The following is a 17,932-nucleotide window of genomic DNA, read 5'->3' on the forward strand; positions in this document are numbered from 1 at the left end:
TTTTAAAGGCTAAAGGAAGTATATCGAAGATTCATTTTTGATAAATAAAACTTTGGCATAATTTCGATACTGTATTTCATTTTAACACCACCTGTTTATTTACCGTACTGTCGCGGGCTTTGTCCAAACCAACGCTTAAACGCATGATTAAATGCCGCGGGTTCTGAATAGCCTAACAATTCGGCAATCACTTCAATCGAATACTCTTTGTATTCAATCAAACGTAAAGCTTTATGTTTAATTAACTGCTCTCGAATCTGTTTATAGCTGGTATTCAATTGTTGCAACTGATGGCGCAAGGTACGCTCAGGAACATTTAAAGCCTGTGCAACCTCAGCCATCGATGGAATAACACCTTGTTGTAATTCCAAATAATCATTGACACGTTGAATCAGCGGAGCAACTTTCTGTTCCTCAGCATTTAAACGCTCAATTTCAGCAATACATTTTGCCTCATACACCCGATGGGTAATGGGATCAGCTGAAGGTATGGGCAATTGCATCACATCTTCATTAATCCAAAATGCAGCGTTATCACAATTAAAGTGTAAATCTGAACCATAATAATCATGGTATTGTTTTAAAATACTGGGATCTTGAGGTTGCTGAAACGGTAATTCAATTCTGACACTTGGTGCAGTTAATCCCATCATTTTATAAATATCGTCAAGAAATTTATAGGTCCCTGAAATTTCACATTGCGCCCGAAGTAAACCCATTTCGGTTTCCAAATCCACTGGTTGATAAGTCAGTGCAATTTGATGATGGCCTTTTTCAAGTCCAAGTACTCCATACAGATAAGTCAAACCTTGATAACGAATCCCATTTTGAATTGCATCACCGACATTACTGCAAGTCACCAATAGCATCAATAAAGGACCATATCCTGCTAGAGAATAATGCTGACCAATGAATAAACCTGTTTCAGGCTGTACACCTTGACCGATAATTTTCTGAATATCCCACTCTAAACTGGGATGAATAATTGAACTCGGATCAAGTGCATCAGCTTTAATCCCGACACTTGCAAGACGTGAGTCAACATCAATTCCCGCATTACGCATACCGTGAATTAAATACATTAAACCGAGAATCGATCGCTTCATTTCATCATCATTTCATTTTCACCCAAACTTTTTACTACAAAGTCAACTTTTTGGAAATTGCCGAATATATCAATTTTCATGTCAGTGCAATCATATTTCAAATTCTACAATTTCTATATTCTATGCAAAACTGGAAAACTCAGAGTAAAGAAAAATGAGTACAACATCTGCGGTTAAAGCAAAATCAACACAAGTTGCAATTATTGGAGCAGGTTTTGGGGGATTAGCCATGGCAATTCGCTTAATACAAGCCAATATCCATGACTTCATTATCCTTGAAAAAGCCAATGATGTGGGCGGTACTTGGCGTGAAAACCAGTACCCTGGTGCTGCTTGTGATGTTCAATCGCACATGTACTCACTTTCATTCGCCCCCAAAACTGATTGGTCAAAACGTTATGCGGAAGCACCTGAGATTTTTGATTATATCCAAGATTTGATTCAAGAATATGATTTAAAAAAATATATTCAATTTAACCAAGAAGTGATTTCTGCACAATATGACGAAGATCAGTTTAATTGGCATTTAGCATTAAAAAATGGTCAGCAAATTGATGCACAATTTGTTATTTTTGCATCTGGTCCTCTGCATGTTCCACAAATTCCACAGATTAAAGGCATTGAAAAATTTAAAGGTGAAGTGTTTCACTCCTCTCAATGGAACCATAAATATAATCTAAATCAAAAGAATGTTGCCTCCATTGGGACTGGAGGAAGTGCAATTCAGTACATTCCTGAAATCGCTGCCAAAGTCAAAAATCTCTATGTATTACAACGGACACCTGCTTGGGTAATCCCACGTGATGAGCGTGCCTACAATACGCTTGATAAAAAGCTATTTCAGCGCTTTGAATGGTTTAGAAAACTACATCGTGCCCGTTTATATTGGTCGAATGAGTCGCGTGTAGTACCTATTGTTAAACCACAAATCATGAAATACGGTCAAAAACTTGCTGAAGCCTTCATTAAATTCCAAGTCAAAGATCAACAAACAGCGAAAAAACTCATTCCTGATTATGTTATGGGCTGTAAACGCATCCTTATTTCAAATAAATATTTTCCAACTTTCAATCGTGACAATGTTGAACTGATTACTGATGCTATTCAAGAAATAACGGAAGACAGCATCATCACGAAAGATGGTAAAGCACGCCAAATTGATTGTTTAATCTATGGTACTGGTTTTATTACTGATCCACGCATTTACTTAAAATCTTTTGATTGCTATGGGGAAAATGGTCTTGAATTAAAACAAGCTTGGAAAGATGGCGCAGAAAGCTACTATGGTGTCATTACCAAAGGCTTTCCAAATCTATTCCAATTACTTGGACCGAATACTGTATTAGGGCATAACTCTGTTATTTTCATGATCGAATCCCAAGTCAATTATATTTTACAATTGATTCAAATGGTGCAAAAAACCCAAACGCAAGCTGTTGTCGTTAAAGCAGAAATTCAAGATCAATTTAATGAAAAAGTTCAAAAGCAACTTGAAGGTACCGTTTGGCAGTCAGGTTGTGTGAGTTGGTATCAACAGGATGGCGGTAAAAACTTTGCGCTTTGGCCTACATATACCTGGAAGTTTTGGTTAGAAACACGCAAGCTTAATCCGAGTGATTTTAGACTGTTAGGAAACAAACAAAAACTTCAAGCCAAATCTCAAGCCGCATAATTTTTTGATAATCAGGACATAATATTGCAAGCAGCTTTTAAAAGCTTCGCTATAATAGATAGGTTTTCACTGCCTATCTATTTTTTATGCAATCGCTTTGGTTAATTTTTCAACTATTATTTTGCTTGTTTTTAGGATTTATTCTCGCTCGAAGAATTCCTCAAATTATTGAAAAAATCGCGTTCAAGATATTACCTTATTTCACTTATATTTTACTGATTGCGATTGCCATCGAATTTTCTCAGACCATTCACAATATTGCCAGTCCTGCACAAATATTAACCAGCGCCCTGACGATCGCATTAACCACATCATTGGGTGCTTTTATCTGTTGCTACATCGTGTTTAAAGCGATTGGATTTAAACCCGCCCAAGGTAAAGTCTCTGCTGAGTTATTGCTCGGTTCGTTATTAAATATTAGTTATGCCTTTGTCGCTTTGGCAATCGGTTATGCACTGGCTGAGTTTGCACATGCTGCTGATTTACCTTTACATATCAGTACATGGAACCTACTTTTAGTTTATATGCTGTTGATCGGTTTGGATCTAGCTTATTCACCACTGGATCGTTCTTGGTTAAATTGGAAAATCATGCTGGTTCCTTTGGCATGTGTAATCGGTTCACTCTTTGGTGCAATCGCTTCATTTTTCTTGATACAAGGCATCAGTATGAGAGATTTAATCATGTTATCGCAAGGTTATGGTTTCTATTCTATGACTGGGATTGTAGTAACAGAATTAAAGAACGCTCACTTAGGTAGTGTGGCTTTAATGAATGATTTATTTAGAGAAATATTTGCAATTTTATTTATGTATCTGATTGGATGGCGTTACCCACGATCTGCAATTTCTTCAGCTGGTGCAACAGCAATGGATGTCACATTACCTATGGTAAAACAAGCCTGCGGCAATGACTTTATTCCACATGCGATGGTCAGTGGTTTTGTCCTGTCTGTACTTGCTCCAATTGCGGTCAGCATATTGGCAGCACTTTAAACGATTTATAATTTCGAATGTTTTTCATACATCGTTAGATTAAAATGTTCTTTATAATGCAACCAAAAATAACCCTCTTTTCAATATTGAAAGAGGGTTTACTTTTTAAAGCGTTGCGAGAATATCTTGAAGTGTTTGGCTTGGATTTTCCGATTGAGTAATCGGTCGACCAATGACTAAATGTGTCGAACCATCAAGCATCGCTTGTTTAGGTGTAACGATACGTTTTTGATCGTCTGCATTTGCACCTGCTGGGCGAATCCCAGGTGTAACAAGCGCAAATTCTGCACCTAGCTCTTGGCGTAACATTTTTGCTTCTTGTGCAGAACAGACTACACCATCCAAACCACTGTCTTGAGTGAGTTTGGCAAGACGCTTCACTTGCTCAAAAGGTTCTATATCTAAACCAATATCTCGTAGATCTTCACGCCCCATTGAGGTCAAAACAGTTACAGCGATCAGTTGTGTAGAATAATTACCTGCTTTTAAACGCTCTACACAGGTCTCCATCATCTTACGACCACCAGAAGCGTGCACATTCACCATCCATACGCCTAAGTCAGCCGCAGCACATACTGCCTGAGCAGTCGTGTTTGGAATATCATGAAATTTCAAGTCCAAAAATACTTCAAAGCCTTTATCATGCAATGCTTTAACGACACTTGGACCTTCATGAGTAAATAGTTCTTTACCCACCTTTAAACGGCATAGTGATGGATCGAGCTGATCAGCAATTTTTAGGGCGTCATATTGGCTTTTTGCATCTAAGGCAACAATAATACTCACGGATCTTCATTCCATCACATAAAATTTGGCACATTATAAAGTGATTAGGAGAAGCAGAAAACCGACTTCACTAAAAAACCCAGTTTTAACATTGCAAAATGCACTATCTCTGTTCAGAAATTAGAATTGCACGTGTATCTTGCTCGAGTGCTTCAAAGATATGCGCTTGATCTGCTGGATAAGACATATAATCACCAGCTTTTAGAACTTCATAAGCATTGACCAAACCTACTTTCGCTGATCCCTGCATGATAATAATATGCTCTACACTCCCTACGGGATGCGGTTGACTACAACGAGGTTCTCCTGGTTGAGTCGTTAAAATATACACATCACGTCTTGCATTCGGTGGACATGTTGCTAACAAGACTGCTTGATAATTCGATATTTCAGAAGTTACAGAAGCACCTTCTCCATAGCGAATAACTTGCGATGATTGTGTTTGTACCTCTACCAGTTTAGCAAAAGGAATATTTAAAGCCACACATAATGCCCATAATGTTTCCAGACTAGGATTACCCTGTCCAGACTCAAGCTGAGAGAGTGTAGATTTCGCGATGCCTGCACGTCTTGCAACCTCTCCTAAGGACAAGGCTGCACTTTTTCGTTCTCTTTGTAAATTGGTTGCAATGATTTCAATAGGTATCGTCATTATTTCACTCAAAAAATACGATCGTTCGATTTGACGAACAATCACAATCAAACTATTATAACAAATGACTGTTCATTATATCGAACAATCCTACACTCTAAATTCAGGCTGAATCTGATGAAGTATAAAGAAATTAAAAGCTTACCTAGACCTCTTGTCAAATCTATTGTGATTATTTGTATAGCCACAGGATTAATTGGTGTTTCCTTAGGCTCACTTGCTGTCAACTATCACCTGCCAATCTGGATTCCATTGCTTCTATCAAGTTGCGTACTGGCAGGTGCTGCTGAATTTACATTTATTGGCATGATCGCTTCTGGGAGCAGCCCAATTACTGCTGCAATTGCTGGGCTTTTAATCAATCTTCGCCACCTCCCATTTGGTTTAGCTGTACATCATTTTATTGAAAATAATAAGTTTAAGTTTTTTGCAAGTCATATCATGAATGATGAAAGTGTATTATTCGGGCTTACACAATCAACAGACATTCTAAAACGAAGTGCATATTGGCTTTGTGGAATGGGAATTTTGCTGACTTGGCCCTTAGGCGTATTGATAGGTTATCTTATGGGAAGCCAGCTAGAGTATACAAAACTTTTAGGAATCGATACGATTTTTCCTGTAGTGCTGTTTGCACTTACATTCAAGGCATTAAAGCGAAAATCAACACGGAGATCCGCAATCACAGGTGCAATAATAAGTTTAGCAACAGTTCCTTTTCTTCCAACTGGAATCCCAATACTCATGTCCTTGTTGGGTCTAATTGCAGGAAGAAAATAACATGAATCAACAAATGATTATTTTAATTGGTATTATGATTCTTGCAGGTGGCACATACCTAATTCGCTACTCAGGCTTGGCATTTAATCATTATTTTTCGATCAGTAAACAGCAAGAACAATTGTTTAATGATGCAGCAACCACTTTACTTTTTTCGATTGCAATCTTGAGTACTTTTTTTGAAGGCAACGAATCGACTGATTTTGCTAAAATTATCGGTGTCGCTGTCGGTTTGTATCTAATTTGGAAAAATTATTCGCTGATCAGTATTATTCTCGTATCTACGCTTGTTACTACTGTGTTTCGCTTGATCAAGTAGTACGATTTTAAGAATCAATAAGAAAGCAAAAAGCGCTTTACCAGTGAGATAAAGCGCTTTTTTAGCATAATGATTAAAGAGGATTAGAATTCTTGTTTTCAGGTTGAATATCTAATACCGTCTTTTCATGACGAGCATTTGCAGCAGCTTCAGCAGCAGCCAATTGCGCAGTCTGAATTTGTTCCTTTCTGAGATGATCAATATCTTTACGAAGACGCTTAACTTCCCAAGCATTTTGGAATACACGGAAAACCTGTACACCAAGCAACAATCCAAGAACAATTCCGAGGACTAAAGTCAATAATAGTAATAGCCCTAAACGCATTGCTGGTACCTGAGTAAACAACAAGTCTACTGGTAGTTCAGCAGGATTTTGTAGGACTAATGCTAAAGCATAGCCAAATACCACCAACAGTAATGCAACTAAGAAATAGCGCATAATCACCCCATTCGAATTTTATTAGTTAGCAGATTCGTTTACTGCATCACGCAATGCTTTACCAGGCTTAAAGTGCGGCACTGCTTTCGCTGCAACTTCTACAGACTTACCTGTTTTAGGATTACGACCTACACGCGGCTCACGGTGGTGTAGTGCAAAGCTACCAAAACCACGAATTTCAATACGATCATCTGAAGACAATGATGCAATCATTTGATCAATCATAATTTTTACTGCTTCTTCAACCAATGGCTCTGCCAAATGTGGGTTCTTGAGAGCAATTCTTTCTATTAAGTCAGACTTATTAAGTGCTTCAGTTGTCATTTAAGACCTCATTAATTTTAATGCTATTTGACATACACTAGATAATATCCTTTTTAAATACAAAAAGGTAGCGCAGTCATCATATACTACGCTACCTTTTACAGTATTTGAATAAAAAATATTAATTAATTACATTAAATAATACTTCTTAACAATAACTTAGTGGTTCATTTGCGCTTTGATCAAATCACCAATAGTCTTAGGACCATTGTCTTGACCATTTGCAGCTGTCTTCAAGTTAGCTACTGCTTCTTTCTCTTCAGCTTCGTCTTTCGCTTTAATCGACAAGTTGATAGAACGTGATTTACGATCTACATTGATGATTTTAGCTTCAACTTCTTGACCAACTTCTAAGAATTTAGTTGCATCTTCAACGCGATCGCGGTTGATTTCAGATGCTTTCAAAGAAGCTTCAACTTCGTCAGCTAACTTAACAGTAGCGCCTTTAGCGTCAACTGCAGTTACTGTACCTTTAACCAACGCACCGCGTTCGTTAGCAGCTAAGAAGTCATTGAACGGATCGCTGTTCATTTGCTTGATACCAAGGCTGATACGGTTACCTTCTGCATCTACAGACAAGATAACAGCTTCAACTGTATCACCTTTCTTGTAACGACGGATGGCATCTTCGCCTTGTTCGTTCCAAGAAATATCAGACAAGTGAACTAGACCATCGATACCGCCTGGTAAACCGATGAAGATACCGAAGTCAGTGATTGACTTAATCGTACCTGAAACTTTTTCACCTTTGTCGTGTGACTTAGAGAATTCTTCCCATGGGTTCGCACGAGTTTGCTTGATACCCAATGAAATGCGGCGACGCTCTTCATCAACTTCAAGAACCATAACATCAACTTCATCACCAATCTGAACAACTTTAGATGGGTGGATGTTTTTGTTGGTGTGATCCATTTCAGAAACGTGAACTAAACCTTCAACGCCTTCAGCGATTTCAGCGAAACAACCGTAGTCAGTTAAGTTCGTTACACGCGCTTTAACGATAGAACCTTTAGGATAACGGTTCATGATCGCTAACCAAGGATCTTCGCCTAATTGCTTAAGACCTAAAGATACACGGTTACGTTCTTTGTCAAATTTAAGTACTTTAACAGTAACTTCTTGACCCACTTCAACAACTTCTGAAGGGTGTTTGATACGTTTCCAAGCCATATCTGTGATATGAAGAAGACCATCAATACCACCAAGGTCAACGAATGCACCGTAATCAGTAAGGTTTTTGATTGTACCTGTAACTGTTTGACCTTCTTCCAATTGAGAAAGAAGCGCTTCACGGTCAGCTGAAGATTCAGCTTCCATAACAGCACGACGAGATACAACAACGTTGTTACGTTTAGCATCAAGTTTGATTACTTTGAATTCTAACTCTTTACCTTCAAGGTGAGTTGTGTCACGGATAGGACGAGTGTCTACCAATGAACCAGGTAAGAATGCACGAACTGGACCGATGTCAACAGTGAAACCGCCTTTAACCTTACCAGAGATAACACCAGTAACGATTTCGCCGTCTTCAAAGATTTTTTCAAGTTTAGTCCAAGTTTCAGCACGTTTCGCTTTTTCACGTGATAAAACTGTTTGACCCATACCGTTGTCAAGCGCTTCAACAACAACATCAACTTCGTCGCCAACTTGAACTTCAAGTTCACGTTGTTCGTTTAAGAATTCTGAGCGTGCAACAACACCTTCAGATTTAAGGCCAGTGTCAACAGTAACCCAGTCAGAGTCGATGCTAACAACGATACCTTTAATAACGGCACCTTTGTCGATATTAAGAGTTGATTCGCTTTCTTCAAAGAGGGCTGCAAAAGATTCGGTCATGATATACCTAGAAAAGTCAGCGGTCTTGGATCAGACAAGGCCGGTTTAGTTAAGCATCTACATAGTCCATATGAAACTGATCAAGCTATGCTTTTGCTAATATTTAATTAAATATTCGTTACTTAGCTAAATGAGTATCGACATAATCAGTCATCAGTTTAAATACTTCATCAATGTTCAATTCCGAACTATCGATGATATAAGCATCTACTGCTGGCTTGAGTGGAGCGACTGCGCGTTCCATATCTCGCTTATCTCGAGCTTGTATATTAGCTAAAATGTCGCTTATTTTAACATCCAGCCCCATTCCCTGCAACTGTTTTACACGACGTGCTGCACGGGACTCAGCCGATGCGGTGAGATATATTTTAGCTTGCGCTTGTGGAAAGATCGAAGTCGCCATATCTCGACCATCTGCAACCAAACCAGGCATTTGAGCAAATGCATGCTGACGTTCAACCAAAGCCGCCCTAAGCGCTGGAATTGCAGCAACTTTTGAAGCAAATTCCCCCACCCGTTCAGTACGGATGGTTTGGGTCACATCTTCCCCATCGAGTAAAATAGTTGTACCCGTTTCAGTCGTCTTAAACACAATATCCAAATGCATTGCAATTGTAACGCTTTGTTGAAGTGTATCCACATCATCCAAAGTATCCAACAATGCTTTTTGATGTAACGACAACCCAAGCAAACGATAGAGCGCCCCAGAATCCAAGAGATGAAATTGATAATGATCTGCGAGTTTTGCTGCCAGTGTTCCCTTACCAGAACCACTCGGTCCATCAATCGTGATAATTTGAATTGTCATTGTATTTCCAATTAAGCTACAGACTTTGCAAGTTTCTTAAAGCCAAGTGTAATCGCTAGTTTAAGCTGTGCAAGTATTAATTTACTCACAAAAGGTGCACGTGCTTGTAATTCGATCGTATAGTTAACACGGGTTTTATTTGGTGAAAGCTCTTCAAACTCAATAATTCCAATATGGTGTTTGATGAGTGGATTCTTAATCAACTTATATTCGATACGTTTATTGACATCTAGATACGTGATTTGCTCTTGAATTGGTTTAATCGGACCAAATCCCATACGACGAATCGACCCTAATCCATCTGGACGTTCAGGATCAGCCGCATCTTTTACACGTACCACTTGTACAGGCGCAAATGCCACATTGTAGGTTGCATGTTTCGACAGTAAGTCAAATACCTGTTCAACTGGTGCATCAAACTCTTGTTTTACTTGAATAGAATTCATTATTGTATCCTTTTATGCTGGTCATATATTTTATCGCATTTATTTTTGACAATATCAATTGTCATTAAAAACACCCGTATTCTAGATCATTTTAATGTGTCATTTAAGGTCTTTTGTTGTTGCTTTAATTGTTTTTTTTGTTCACGACGCATTTTAAAAAAATTAGACAATTGAAGTGAACATTGTTGCTGCAAACATCCACCTTGATATTCAAATATATGATTGTAGTAACCCGTCTCCAACAACCTTCGGCTACTGATGAGCGAACCAGCTTTAGGTTCTTCTGCACCAAATACAACCCGATGTACCCTAGCATGTATCAACGCACCTACACACATTGTGCAAGGTTCAAGCGTTACATATAAAGTGGTATCTTCAGGAAGTCGGTAGTTTTGAATATTGAGACAAGCATGCCGGAGTGCTTGAATCTCGGCATGTGCAGTAGGATCATGTTGTGCAATCGGTTGGTTAAAGCCCATGCCAATTAATTGGCCTTGACTGACCAAGACTGCACCTACAGGTATTTCACCAAGGGAAGCTGCGAATGCAGCTTGCTCTAAAGCAAGTTGCATCCATTTTTCATCAACATTTTGCTGCGACAATTCAGTCATTTTAGACTAGATAATGCCATATTGAGTCAATAGTACATTCCAACTTTCAATAGTCGTTTTCGGCGGATTGTGTCCAAGAATGCCTTTTAACGTTCTTGATTCAACCTTTTCCCACTCTGGAGAAAGATCTTTGTCAACTAAACGCGCACGCACACCTTCAACAAAATCTGGATGACGAATTTTCCAGTCAGAAATTTGCTTTTCCAACTCAAATACTTCAGCCCAAGAATGAACTTGGCGTCCCCATTGCCATAATAACCATGTAATTGCAGCAGTACTTGGAGAACCTTTTTGTAAGTTCTCACTGGCTTGGCGCAACCAGTCACTGCGTGCATCGCTTAAACCAATGATCGCTTCATAATCTTGTTCAAAGTTTACACCATGACAAACACTATGGATTACATCCAATGAGTTTTGTAGAGGACCCGGTGAAACTGGGCGATGTAAACTATTTAGCGTGTCATCCAAAGCACGGAAATCACCAGCAGGATAATGATCCCAATCAATATCGAGTAATTTTTGCAACACCACATCACGTTGCGCATCACAAATGTGGGTTGCCCAACCAATTCCATAACCACCTGCAGCAGTCATGATGGATCCTGTTAAACCAGTAAATAATCCGATAGGACCACGATCTGCCAAGAATCGCGTCGCACCAACATCTGGATAAAGTCCAATATTCACTTCTGGCATCGCCAAACGAGAGTAAGGCGTCACCAAACGGAATGGTGCAGCCATAAATAAGCCTAAACCACCACCCATAACATAACCTTCACCCCAAACAACAATAGGTTTGGCATAGTTATGCAGCAATAGATCTAAAGCGTATTCCGTTTCAAAGAATTGATTGGCAGTTTCGACTTCATTGTTAATCACCAATTGACGAAGCTTACGCACATCACCACCGGCACAAAATGCCTTAGGTGTAGTTGAATCTAACCAAATTGCCTTGACTGCATCATCATCATGAAAATCTTCAAACAGCTTCAATAGTGCTGCAACGATGGATTCATCCAGCGCATGAAGCGATTTAGGGCGATTTAACCGAATAATGCGCCAACCATTTTGCGCTTCTTCGATAATCAAATCAGGGTGATAGTTATTTATTTCGGGAGAATTTGTCATGCGTCCAGCTGCCAGTCGATTGGCTCAATGCCATGTTGTTTCAGGTAATTATTTGTTTTAGAGAAAACCTTACAACCAAAAAAACCACCACGATTTGCTGCCAATGGAGATGGATGAGCAGCCTTTAATACAAGGTGTTTGTTCTGATCGATACGTTGTCCTTTTTTCTGAGCATATGCACCCCATAGGATAAACACAATATGCTCTCTTCGCTCATTGAGTACATCAATGACATGATCGGTAAAATTTTCCCAACCACGTTTCTGATGTGATGTAGGTTGCCCAGCCTCTACAGTCAATACACTATTAAGCAGTAATACACCTTGTTGCGCCCATTTACTCAAATCACCATGTCGTGAGACTGGAACACCTAAATCGGTATTCAGTTCATGAAAAATATTGCGTAAAGACGGAGGTAATGCCACCCCTTTTTGTACAGAAAAACTCAATCCATGCGCTTGATCAGGACCATGATAAGGGTCTTGTCCAAGAATCACCACTTTCACATTTGGAAGAGGCGTCGTGTCTAAGGCATTGAAAATGAGCGAGCTTGGTGGATATATGGTTTTGTTTGCATTTTTTTCAGCCACTAAAAAAGAACGCAAATCATCCATTTGCTGACTTAATAGGAAATCAGCCAAGCCTTCTTTCCAACTTTGATCTAACCGAACTTGATTTAGTTTTGTTTGTTCGAGTTCAGACAATTGCATCAACTTTCATCCTAAATTTTAATTTCCTAAAAACGTATCTATATCTCAATGGATTTCTTGATTGAAACCGCAATTTATATTTTAACCTGTAAATCCACTTCAGGGTTTTGAAATTGAACACCTTGTTTCAATTTTTCATACATTTCAGGGTCTGTCCACTCAACTTGAACTTGTTCAGAAAAAATAATTTTATCCAAACTTAGCAGTCCCATTTGTGTGTTTTCAATATCTTCCTGAAAGCTTTGCGCATATCCTGTATCTGTTTCATGCACGATAACAGAATAAACCTCAACATCACCTTCACCATTCTGGGTAATGGTTGATTTTAGAACCTGTTGCGCAAGAAAGAAAAATACGCGTGAAAACTGCTCAGCTGAAGGTGAAACAGGTAATGCCACCCAACGCGCACTAAATGTTTTACACGCTTGAATATACTCAGGACTATCTTCTTGCCAAAAACATATCGCATGATCAAAGCTATCAAAAATTTCTTTGATTATTCCTTTCAGCAATCCAAAATCATATACCATTTGACCATGATCAAGTTTTGAAGCTTTCAGTAATAACTCAACTTTATAGCTATGCCCATGTATAGATCGCTTACAACGATCTGATGTGCAATTACGCACAATATGTGCATTTTCAAACTTAAATAACTTACGAATTAACATGAGCCAAATTTTATAAACAAAGCGGTTAAGAAACTCGATTATAAAGCAAAACTCGAACCCTGAGCATTAATTTTCTCGTTCATTACAATTAGCTAAAAGGATAATCCCCTTTTTTGGCTTGGATTGAGCTTATCCAATTCAATAAAATATCTCAACCAACCTTTTTACAACCTTAAAAATCCTTTTAGAATAATAAACTTACAGATAATTCTTTTAATGTTTTAATTAAAAAGGTGCCAAACTTCGTGAGTATACAAACACTTGCGACTGATCATTTCGTAACAAATGACTGGTAAATTGACGCTTACGGTTGCTTAATAAGACTTCGATTTTTGCTTTAAAATAATTCGATCTCACGCCAAAAATTTTGTCTGCTTCTGTTTTTTCCGTTGCATCCAAACTATCAAAGGGTGATATTTTCATCAAATCACCCACATTGGCAAAATACTCAAGTTTTTCTTGGCGTGCATTTAATGCAGTTTGTATGCTATTGACATCTAATTTTTCATTGATTGCTGCCAAAACCATGGCAGGTGCTGTATTGACATTAATTCGCGTATTGATGTCTGGTAAAGCTGATATGTAAGGCGCAATCAAATCATATTTGGTACCTTCAAAACCACGCACCAACTTTAACTCTTCAATACTGGCAAATTTACGATTTGCAGCAGAATAAGGTTTAGGGAGACCTTGATAGTAGCTTGTTTCTGCTCCCATTGCGCCGATCGTTTCATTATCAGGATCTTGCCAATCAATAACCGCCTGAACGTTATCCGCGGGTAAACCAACACGCACCAACAATTTAGAGAAATATTTCTGTGCTGCCTCATTCGGCTTAGCTTCAGTGTTTAATAAACTATTGAGATTGAATTTACCCGATTCATCTTCCAAAACACCTGAGACATAACCATCTTCCACTGGAAAGGCTGGCATGGGTTTTGCCCATGTTTCTTGAAGGTAGTCAGCCTCTTTCCCATTCTCACTATCCTGAACCAATATCTCAGAATAAAAAGCTTCTGCACTTTTGGCATAGAACAAGGCTTGGCTTTGACGTTTTAAAAAGCCTGTGCTTTCATTGGTATAGCTTTGATGTTTTGCAATTGATGCAGCAATAATAGTTGCCAAAGCCACCATTACTAAAATAGTAATTAAGGCAATCCCTTGCTGTGGTTTGAATTGTATAAATGATTTATCCATTTTGATTATTCTTTATCAAAAAATCAGTATTCAATAAACTAAAAATCCACTCATATTCTACTTCATGAATCGTGATTTTCATTTTAATTCCACGCGGTAATTGGCTATCATTTTTAGTTAAGTCATTTGGCCAACGATCTGACTCATTTGGATTGAGTATTTCAATTTGATAGGCATCTACATCCGTCAGCATGACACTCGACAATGGTTGTTCCGAGCTATTTCGATTCAGATTGGAATACTTTAATCGATATAGTTTCTTCTCTTGCTGGTCATAACCGTATTCTATTCGCTCATAAGGTGAGAGACCTTGCTTTAAAGGATCTGTAACACCAGCTTTACTAAATGATAGTTTTTGTCGATCTAAGCGCAATGCAGGTTCAACTTGTTCACCACTTCGGGCTGAAATTGGCACGATTTGCAATGTATCACGCTGAATTTGTTGATATGCACCTTGGAGTTGCCCTAAATTCTCTTCGTGCATCACATTACGATCTTTGACCTTAATCAAATAATCAAATATTTTCCAACCCAAGGCAGAAAGCACAGCAAAAATAGCAATTGCGACAAGTAGCTCAATCAAAGTAAAACCTGATCTTTTCTGCATTTTGACAGTATTATTGTTTTTATTTTGGACGACGTTCATGACTATTTTTCTTTGATTGGATAATTATAAAACACCATATTGGTGATTCCTGCTTCCACTTTACCTGTATCAGTATTAAATAAACTGACCTGCACATCGATTTTTTGCACATCAGGACTCAGTGTAGACTCTGCTTTTTTATCCACTTGCCATGTTTCACCTTGAGCCGTGATCTGTTTTGAAGCTGTTCCAGTTAACCACTCTCGGTTAATCATCATCATTGAAATTTCATTTTGTGCAACAAATTGTGCTTTGGTCCGTAGAATGGCATTGGCTGTAGATTGGGTATATTGCATCGCAACTTTAGTCAAAGCCATTGCTGCAACAGCAAAGATCGCCAATGCCACTACCACTTCGATAAGGGTAAAGCCTTTATTTTTCTTCATCGACTTTACCTAAATAGTCTACCCGAATCACACCACCTACAGGTTTTTGTTGATAATACATTTGAATCATGACAGGTTTTGCTTCTCCATTGCCAAACCAAATCAATTTAGGTGCATTATTTCCCAATAAATCCACATTATTGGCATCTCGAAACTGATGCTCTTGAGGCTGAATAGAAAATGAAACCTGATCTGGCAAATTTCGGCGGGTAAAATCTGTAACATCTTTCCAAGGCTTGTTATCAATCACACGTACACGCTGTACTGGATCTCGCTGCATGGGAATATATTCGACCAATCCATATTGTGCGGTAGCGACATCGGTTGCAGCATGAAAATCCAAAGCATAAATACGGGATTGATCATTGGCTTCACGATTGATTTGCTTTAAATCAAGCAATAGCATCTCACGTGCTTGCATCGCCTTACGCTGATCAACACCGTCAATATTTAAAACAATCAATGAAGCGATAATGCTGATAATCACAATGACAACCATCACCTCAATCAAGGTAAAACCTTTATTGTTGAGAGATGTTGGCATACGCTTCATAACCGTTAAGCCACTTGTTCTGAAGCTTGTGGGTGTTTGGGAATCGCCAATGCTTGATCAATCAATGCCACACGCAAAGTATCTCGACAACCCAAATAACGTTGATAAAAACTTGAATTCAGTATTGCAGCGCCGCCATGTGTTATTGACCAAATCGAAGCCAAATAATCACGTACTGACATCAAACTATTTATGGACTCCAAATAACTTTCCGTCATCCGAATAATCAGACGAAGACGTTGTTTGCGAACCTGATAAAGCTCATTAAACAAGTGATAAATCCCTTGTCCTGTAGTCGATAAACGTTCTTCAATTTGATGAAATAACACCGCTCTTTCAGGATGATGTAAATGGTGCAGCATAAAAAAAGCCAAATGCTCTGGAAAAGCTTTTTCAGTGTCTCGCACCATCTCTAATAACATGCGTTCATTACGAATAATCAGCAGCATGTAAAGTTCATCTTTACTCTGAAAATGTTTATAAAGTGTTCCCTTCGCTAGATCTAGTTCCGCTGCGAGTGCATCTAATGTCATCCCCGCTTCACCGTTTTCTAAAAGCAATTGTTCAGCAACCTGAAAAATTAAAGCTTCTCTTGCTCTAAATTGAGCCTGTCGATCCATCTTCACCCGATAAACTCTCTTGTTAATTCTATCCGTTAATAAATTGACGCACTTCTAGTCATGATTTTATCAATCAGTGGCGCTTTACTTTTGTTGAAGAAGATTTTCAAAATTTTGCGTGGTAATGAAAGCTATCTCCTCAAGTGTTTTATCATATACATCACTTAAGGCTTTGGCTACATAGGGAACGTATTTAGGTTCGTTAGACTTTCCTCTATAAGGCATCGGCGCTAAATAAGGACTATCTGTTTCAATCAGAACACGATCAAGTGGTACTTGTTTAGCCACATCTCTTAAATCCTGTGCATTTTTAAAGGATACAATCCCAGAAAATGAAATGTAATAGCCACAATCCAAAACAGCTTTGGCAGTTTCCCAGTCCTCAGTAAAACAGTGCAAAATACCATGCGTCGACTTTTCAGCGCGTATAATATCGACAGTTTCATGCTTTGCAGAACGGGTATGTACAACTACAGGTTTGTTGACGATTTGCGATGCATGAATATGTCGTGCGAAACATTGTTTTTGTTCTTCTATAAATTCGGTGCTGTGAAAGTAATCTAACCCTGTTTCACCCAGTGCCCAAACTTTTTCAGTTTGTGCAAGTTCCACAAGTTTTTCTACAGTTGCGCGCTGCATCATCTCTGGATCTTCACAAGGATGCACCCCAACACTATAACCAACATCGGCATGACGTGCAGCGATATCAGCAAGCACAATATGGTCATCTAAATCCACAGAAATCCCCATAAATTTAGAGACCCCTGCATCCCGTGCCTGCTGTAATGCTAGATCCAAATCGCCTGCATAAGGTTCAAGATTTAACATGGTTAAATGACAATGCGTATCAACAAACACAGGCTTTCCTAAATATTCTAAATTGGCTTACATTGTAAAGCTTGGACGATCCAAAGACATACTCCCAGCGAGTAGTTTTTCTGCTTCCATTTTGTAATAGACGCCTTTTTCACCAGTTAACTGAATTGCAAAACCTTGAGGCTTCATACCATTTTGTTTTTGCGTGATCCAAATCACCTTACCCGTTAAAGGAATTTTTTGTGATTGATCTGGCAAGCCCGCAAGCACAAAAACTTCATCACCCATTTTGACTGGGGTTTTTGAAGGTACAAACAAACCACCACCTAAAATATATGGCATATAGCTTGCCTGTAAAGTTGCTCGATCAGCGATGTTCACTTGAATCAAACCGCCCATACGTGGTTGCATGATTATTCCCCTTAAATATT

The 17,932-nt window shown here is 38.7% G+C and carries 23 protein-coding genes; 4 read left to right on the top strand and 19 right to left on the bottom strand.

Features of this window, described 5'->3' with window-relative positions; all coding sequences use genetic code 11:
• Window positions 1-95 precede the first annotated feature (95 nt).
• Window positions 96-1,106: a helix-turn-helix domain-containing protein gene (locus F938_RS02810; protein ID WP_005029229.1), complete on the bottom strand. Its 1,011-nt coding sequence runs from the start codon at window positions 1,104-1,106 to the stop codon at window positions 96-98.
• 154 nt (window positions 1,107-1,260) lie between these two features.
• Between F938_RS02810 and F938_RS02815 the strand changes: the two genes are divergently transcribed.
• Both F938_RS02815 and F938_RS02820 read left to right on the top strand, forming a co-directional pair.
• Window positions 1,261-2,778, top strand: a complete 1,518-nt coding sequence (locus F938_RS02815) for a flavin-containing monooxygenase (RefSeq protein WP_005029232.1) — start codon at window positions 1,261-1,263, stop codon at window positions 2,776-2,778.
• Window positions 2,779-2,864: 86 nt separating this feature from the next.
• On the top strand, window positions 2,865-3,773 hold the full coding sequence (locus F938_RS02820) for a LysO family transporter (RefSeq protein ID WP_005029234.1): 909 nt from the start codon (window positions 2,865-2,867) through the stop codon (window positions 3,771-3,773).
• Between the two features lie 105 nt (window positions 3,774-3,878).
• On the opposite strand, the gene pyrF is transcribed toward F938_RS02820, so the two are convergent.
• Window positions 3,879-4,559: an orotidine-5'-phosphate decarboxylase gene (gene pyrF, locus F938_RS02825; protein ID WP_005029236.1), complete on the bottom strand. Its 681-nt coding sequence runs from the start codon at window positions 4,557-4,559 to the stop codon at window positions 3,879-3,881.
• A 103-nt stretch (window positions 4,560-4,662) separates the two neighbouring features.
• Entirely contained in the window at window positions 4,663-5,211 is a 549-nt protein-coding gene (locus tag F938_RS02830; RefSeq protein WP_004830974.1) for a helix-turn-helix domain-containing protein, read from the bottom strand.
• A gap of 117 nt (window positions 5,212-5,328) precedes the next feature.
• On the opposite strand from F938_RS02830, the gene F938_RS02835 reads away from it, so the two are divergent.
• Both F938_RS02835 and F938_RS02840 read left to right on the top strand, forming a co-directional pair.
• On the top strand, window positions 5,329-5,991 hold the full coding sequence (locus F938_RS02835) for an AzlC family ABC transporter permease (protein ID WP_005029238.1): 663 nt from the start codon (window positions 5,329-5,331) through the stop codon (window positions 5,989-5,991).
• Window position 5,992: 1 nt separating this feature from the next.
• Window positions 5,993-6,310: an AzlD domain-containing protein gene (locus tag F938_RS02840; RefSeq protein WP_005029240.1), complete on the top strand. Its 318-nt coding sequence runs from the start codon at window positions 5,993-5,995 to the stop codon at window positions 6,308-6,310.
• Between the two features lie 73 nt (window positions 6,311-6,383).
• On the opposite strand, the gene F938_RS02845 is transcribed toward F938_RS02840, so the two are convergent.
• From F938_RS02845 to F938_RS02920, 16 genes are all read right to left on the bottom strand, one after another.
• Window positions 6,384-6,749, bottom strand: coding sequence for a lipopolysaccharide assembly protein LapA domain-containing protein (locus tag F938_RS02845; RefSeq protein WP_004830977.1), 366 nt, complete (start codon window positions 6,747-6,749; stop codon window positions 6,384-6,386).
• A gap of 21 nt (window positions 6,750-6,770) precedes the next feature.
• Window positions 6,771-7,073, bottom strand: a complete 303-nt coding sequence (locus F938_RS02850; RefSeq protein WP_004720793.1) for an integration host factor subunit beta — start codon at window positions 7,071-7,073, stop codon at window positions 6,771-6,773.
• 159 nt (window positions 7,074-7,232) lie between these two features.
• The gene (gene rpsA / locus F938_RS02855) at window positions 7,233-8,909 is read right to left on the bottom strand and encodes a 30S ribosomal protein S1 (protein WP_004830978.1); all 1,677 of its coding nucleotides are present in this window, start codon (window positions 8,907-8,909) and stop codon (window positions 7,233-7,235) included.
• A gap of 118 nt (window positions 8,910-9,027) precedes the next feature.
• Window positions 9,028-9,717, bottom strand: a complete 690-nt coding sequence (gene cmk / locus F938_RS02860) for a (d)CMP kinase (protein ID WP_004830979.1) — start codon at window positions 9,715-9,717, stop codon at window positions 9,028-9,030.
• A gap of 11 nt (window positions 9,718-9,728) precedes the next feature.
• Window positions 9,729-10,163 carry an SRPBCC family protein gene (locus F938_RS02865; protein WP_004830980.1) on the bottom strand — a complete coding sequence of 145 codons (435 nt, stop codon included), beginning with the start codon at window positions 10,161-10,163 and terminating at the stop codon, window positions 9,729-9,731.
• A gap of 86 nt (window positions 10,164-10,249) precedes the next feature.
• The gene (gene tadA / locus F938_RS02870) at window positions 10,250-10,774 is read right to left on the bottom strand and encodes a tRNA adenosine(34) deaminase TadA (RefSeq protein ID WP_005029246.1); all 525 of its coding nucleotides are present in this window, start codon (window positions 10,772-10,774) and stop codon (window positions 10,250-10,252) included.
• 6 nt (window positions 10,775-10,780) lie between these two features.
• On the bottom strand, window positions 10,781-11,902 hold the full coding sequence (locus F938_RS02875) for an enoyl-CoA hydratase/isomerase family protein (RefSeq protein WP_005029248.1): 1,122 nt from the start codon (window positions 11,900-11,902) through the stop codon (window positions 10,781-10,783).
• Window positions 11,899-12,612: a uracil-DNA glycosylase gene (gene ung, locus F938_RS02880; RefSeq protein ID WP_004830983.1), complete on the bottom strand. Its 714-nt coding sequence runs from the start codon at window positions 12,610-12,612 to the stop codon at window positions 11,899-11,901. Before ung ends, F938_RS02875 begins: the two co-directional genes overlap by 4 nt.
• Window positions 12,613-12,686: 74 nt before the next feature.
• Window positions 12,687-13,283: a 6-pyruvoyl trahydropterin synthase family protein gene (locus tag F938_RS02885; protein ID WP_005029250.1), complete on the bottom strand. Its 597-nt coding sequence runs from the start codon at window positions 13,281-13,283 to the stop codon at window positions 12,687-12,689.
• Window positions 13,284-13,508: 225 nt separating this feature from the next.
• Window positions 13,509-14,480 carry a type II secretion system minor pseudopilin GspK gene (gene gspK, locus F938_RS02890; protein ID WP_004830985.1) on the bottom strand — a complete coding sequence of 324 codons (972 nt, stop codon included), beginning with the start codon at window positions 14,478-14,480 and terminating at the stop codon, window positions 13,509-13,511.
• Window positions 14,473-15,126 carry a type II secretion system minor pseudopilin GspJ gene (gspJ, locus tag F938_RS02895; protein ID WP_005029252.1) on the bottom strand — a complete coding sequence of 218 codons (654 nt, stop codon included), beginning with the start codon at window positions 15,124-15,126 and terminating at the stop codon, window positions 14,473-14,475. The genes gspK and gspJ overlap by 8 nt, the downstream gene beginning before the upstream one ends.
• A 2-nt stretch (window positions 15,127-15,128) precedes the next feature.
• Window positions 15,129-15,512 carry a type II secretion system minor pseudopilin GspI gene (gene gspI, locus F938_RS02900; protein WP_004830987.1) on the bottom strand — a complete coding sequence of 128 codons (384 nt, stop codon included), beginning with the start codon at window positions 15,510-15,512 and terminating at the stop codon, window positions 15,129-15,131.
• Window positions 15,499-16,065: a prepilin-type N-terminal cleavage/methylation domain-containing protein gene (locus tag F938_RS02905; protein ID WP_005029254.1), complete on the bottom strand. Its 567-nt coding sequence runs from the start codon at window positions 16,063-16,065 to the stop codon at window positions 15,499-15,501. The genes gspI and F938_RS02905 overlap by 14 nt, the downstream gene beginning before the upstream one ends.
• 5 nt (window positions 16,066-16,070) lie before the next feature.
• Window positions 16,071-16,685, bottom strand: a complete 615-nt coding sequence (locus F938_RS02910; RefSeq protein WP_005029256.1) for a TetR/AcrR family transcriptional regulator — start codon at window positions 16,683-16,685, stop codon at window positions 16,071-16,073.
• 84 nt (window positions 16,686-16,769) lie between these two features.
• Window positions 16,770-17,543: a TatD family hydrolase gene (locus F938_RS02915; RefSeq protein ID WP_005029259.1), complete on the bottom strand. Its 774-nt coding sequence runs from the start codon at window positions 17,541-17,543 to the stop codon at window positions 16,770-16,772.
• Window positions 17,544-17,570: 27 nt separating this feature from the next.
• Window positions 17,571-17,912, bottom strand: coding sequence for a PilZ domain-containing protein (locus F938_RS02920; RefSeq protein ID WP_004830992.1), 342 nt, complete (start codon window positions 17,910-17,912; stop codon window positions 17,571-17,573).
• Window positions 17,913-17,932 lie beyond the last annotated feature (20 nt).

The organism is Acinetobacter bereziniae LMG 1003 = CIP 70.12 (genome assembly GCF_000368925.1).
In the GTDB taxonomy this organism is placed as follows: Bacteria; Pseudomonadota; Gammaproteobacteria; order Pseudomonadales; family Moraxellaceae; genus Acinetobacter; species Acinetobacter bereziniae.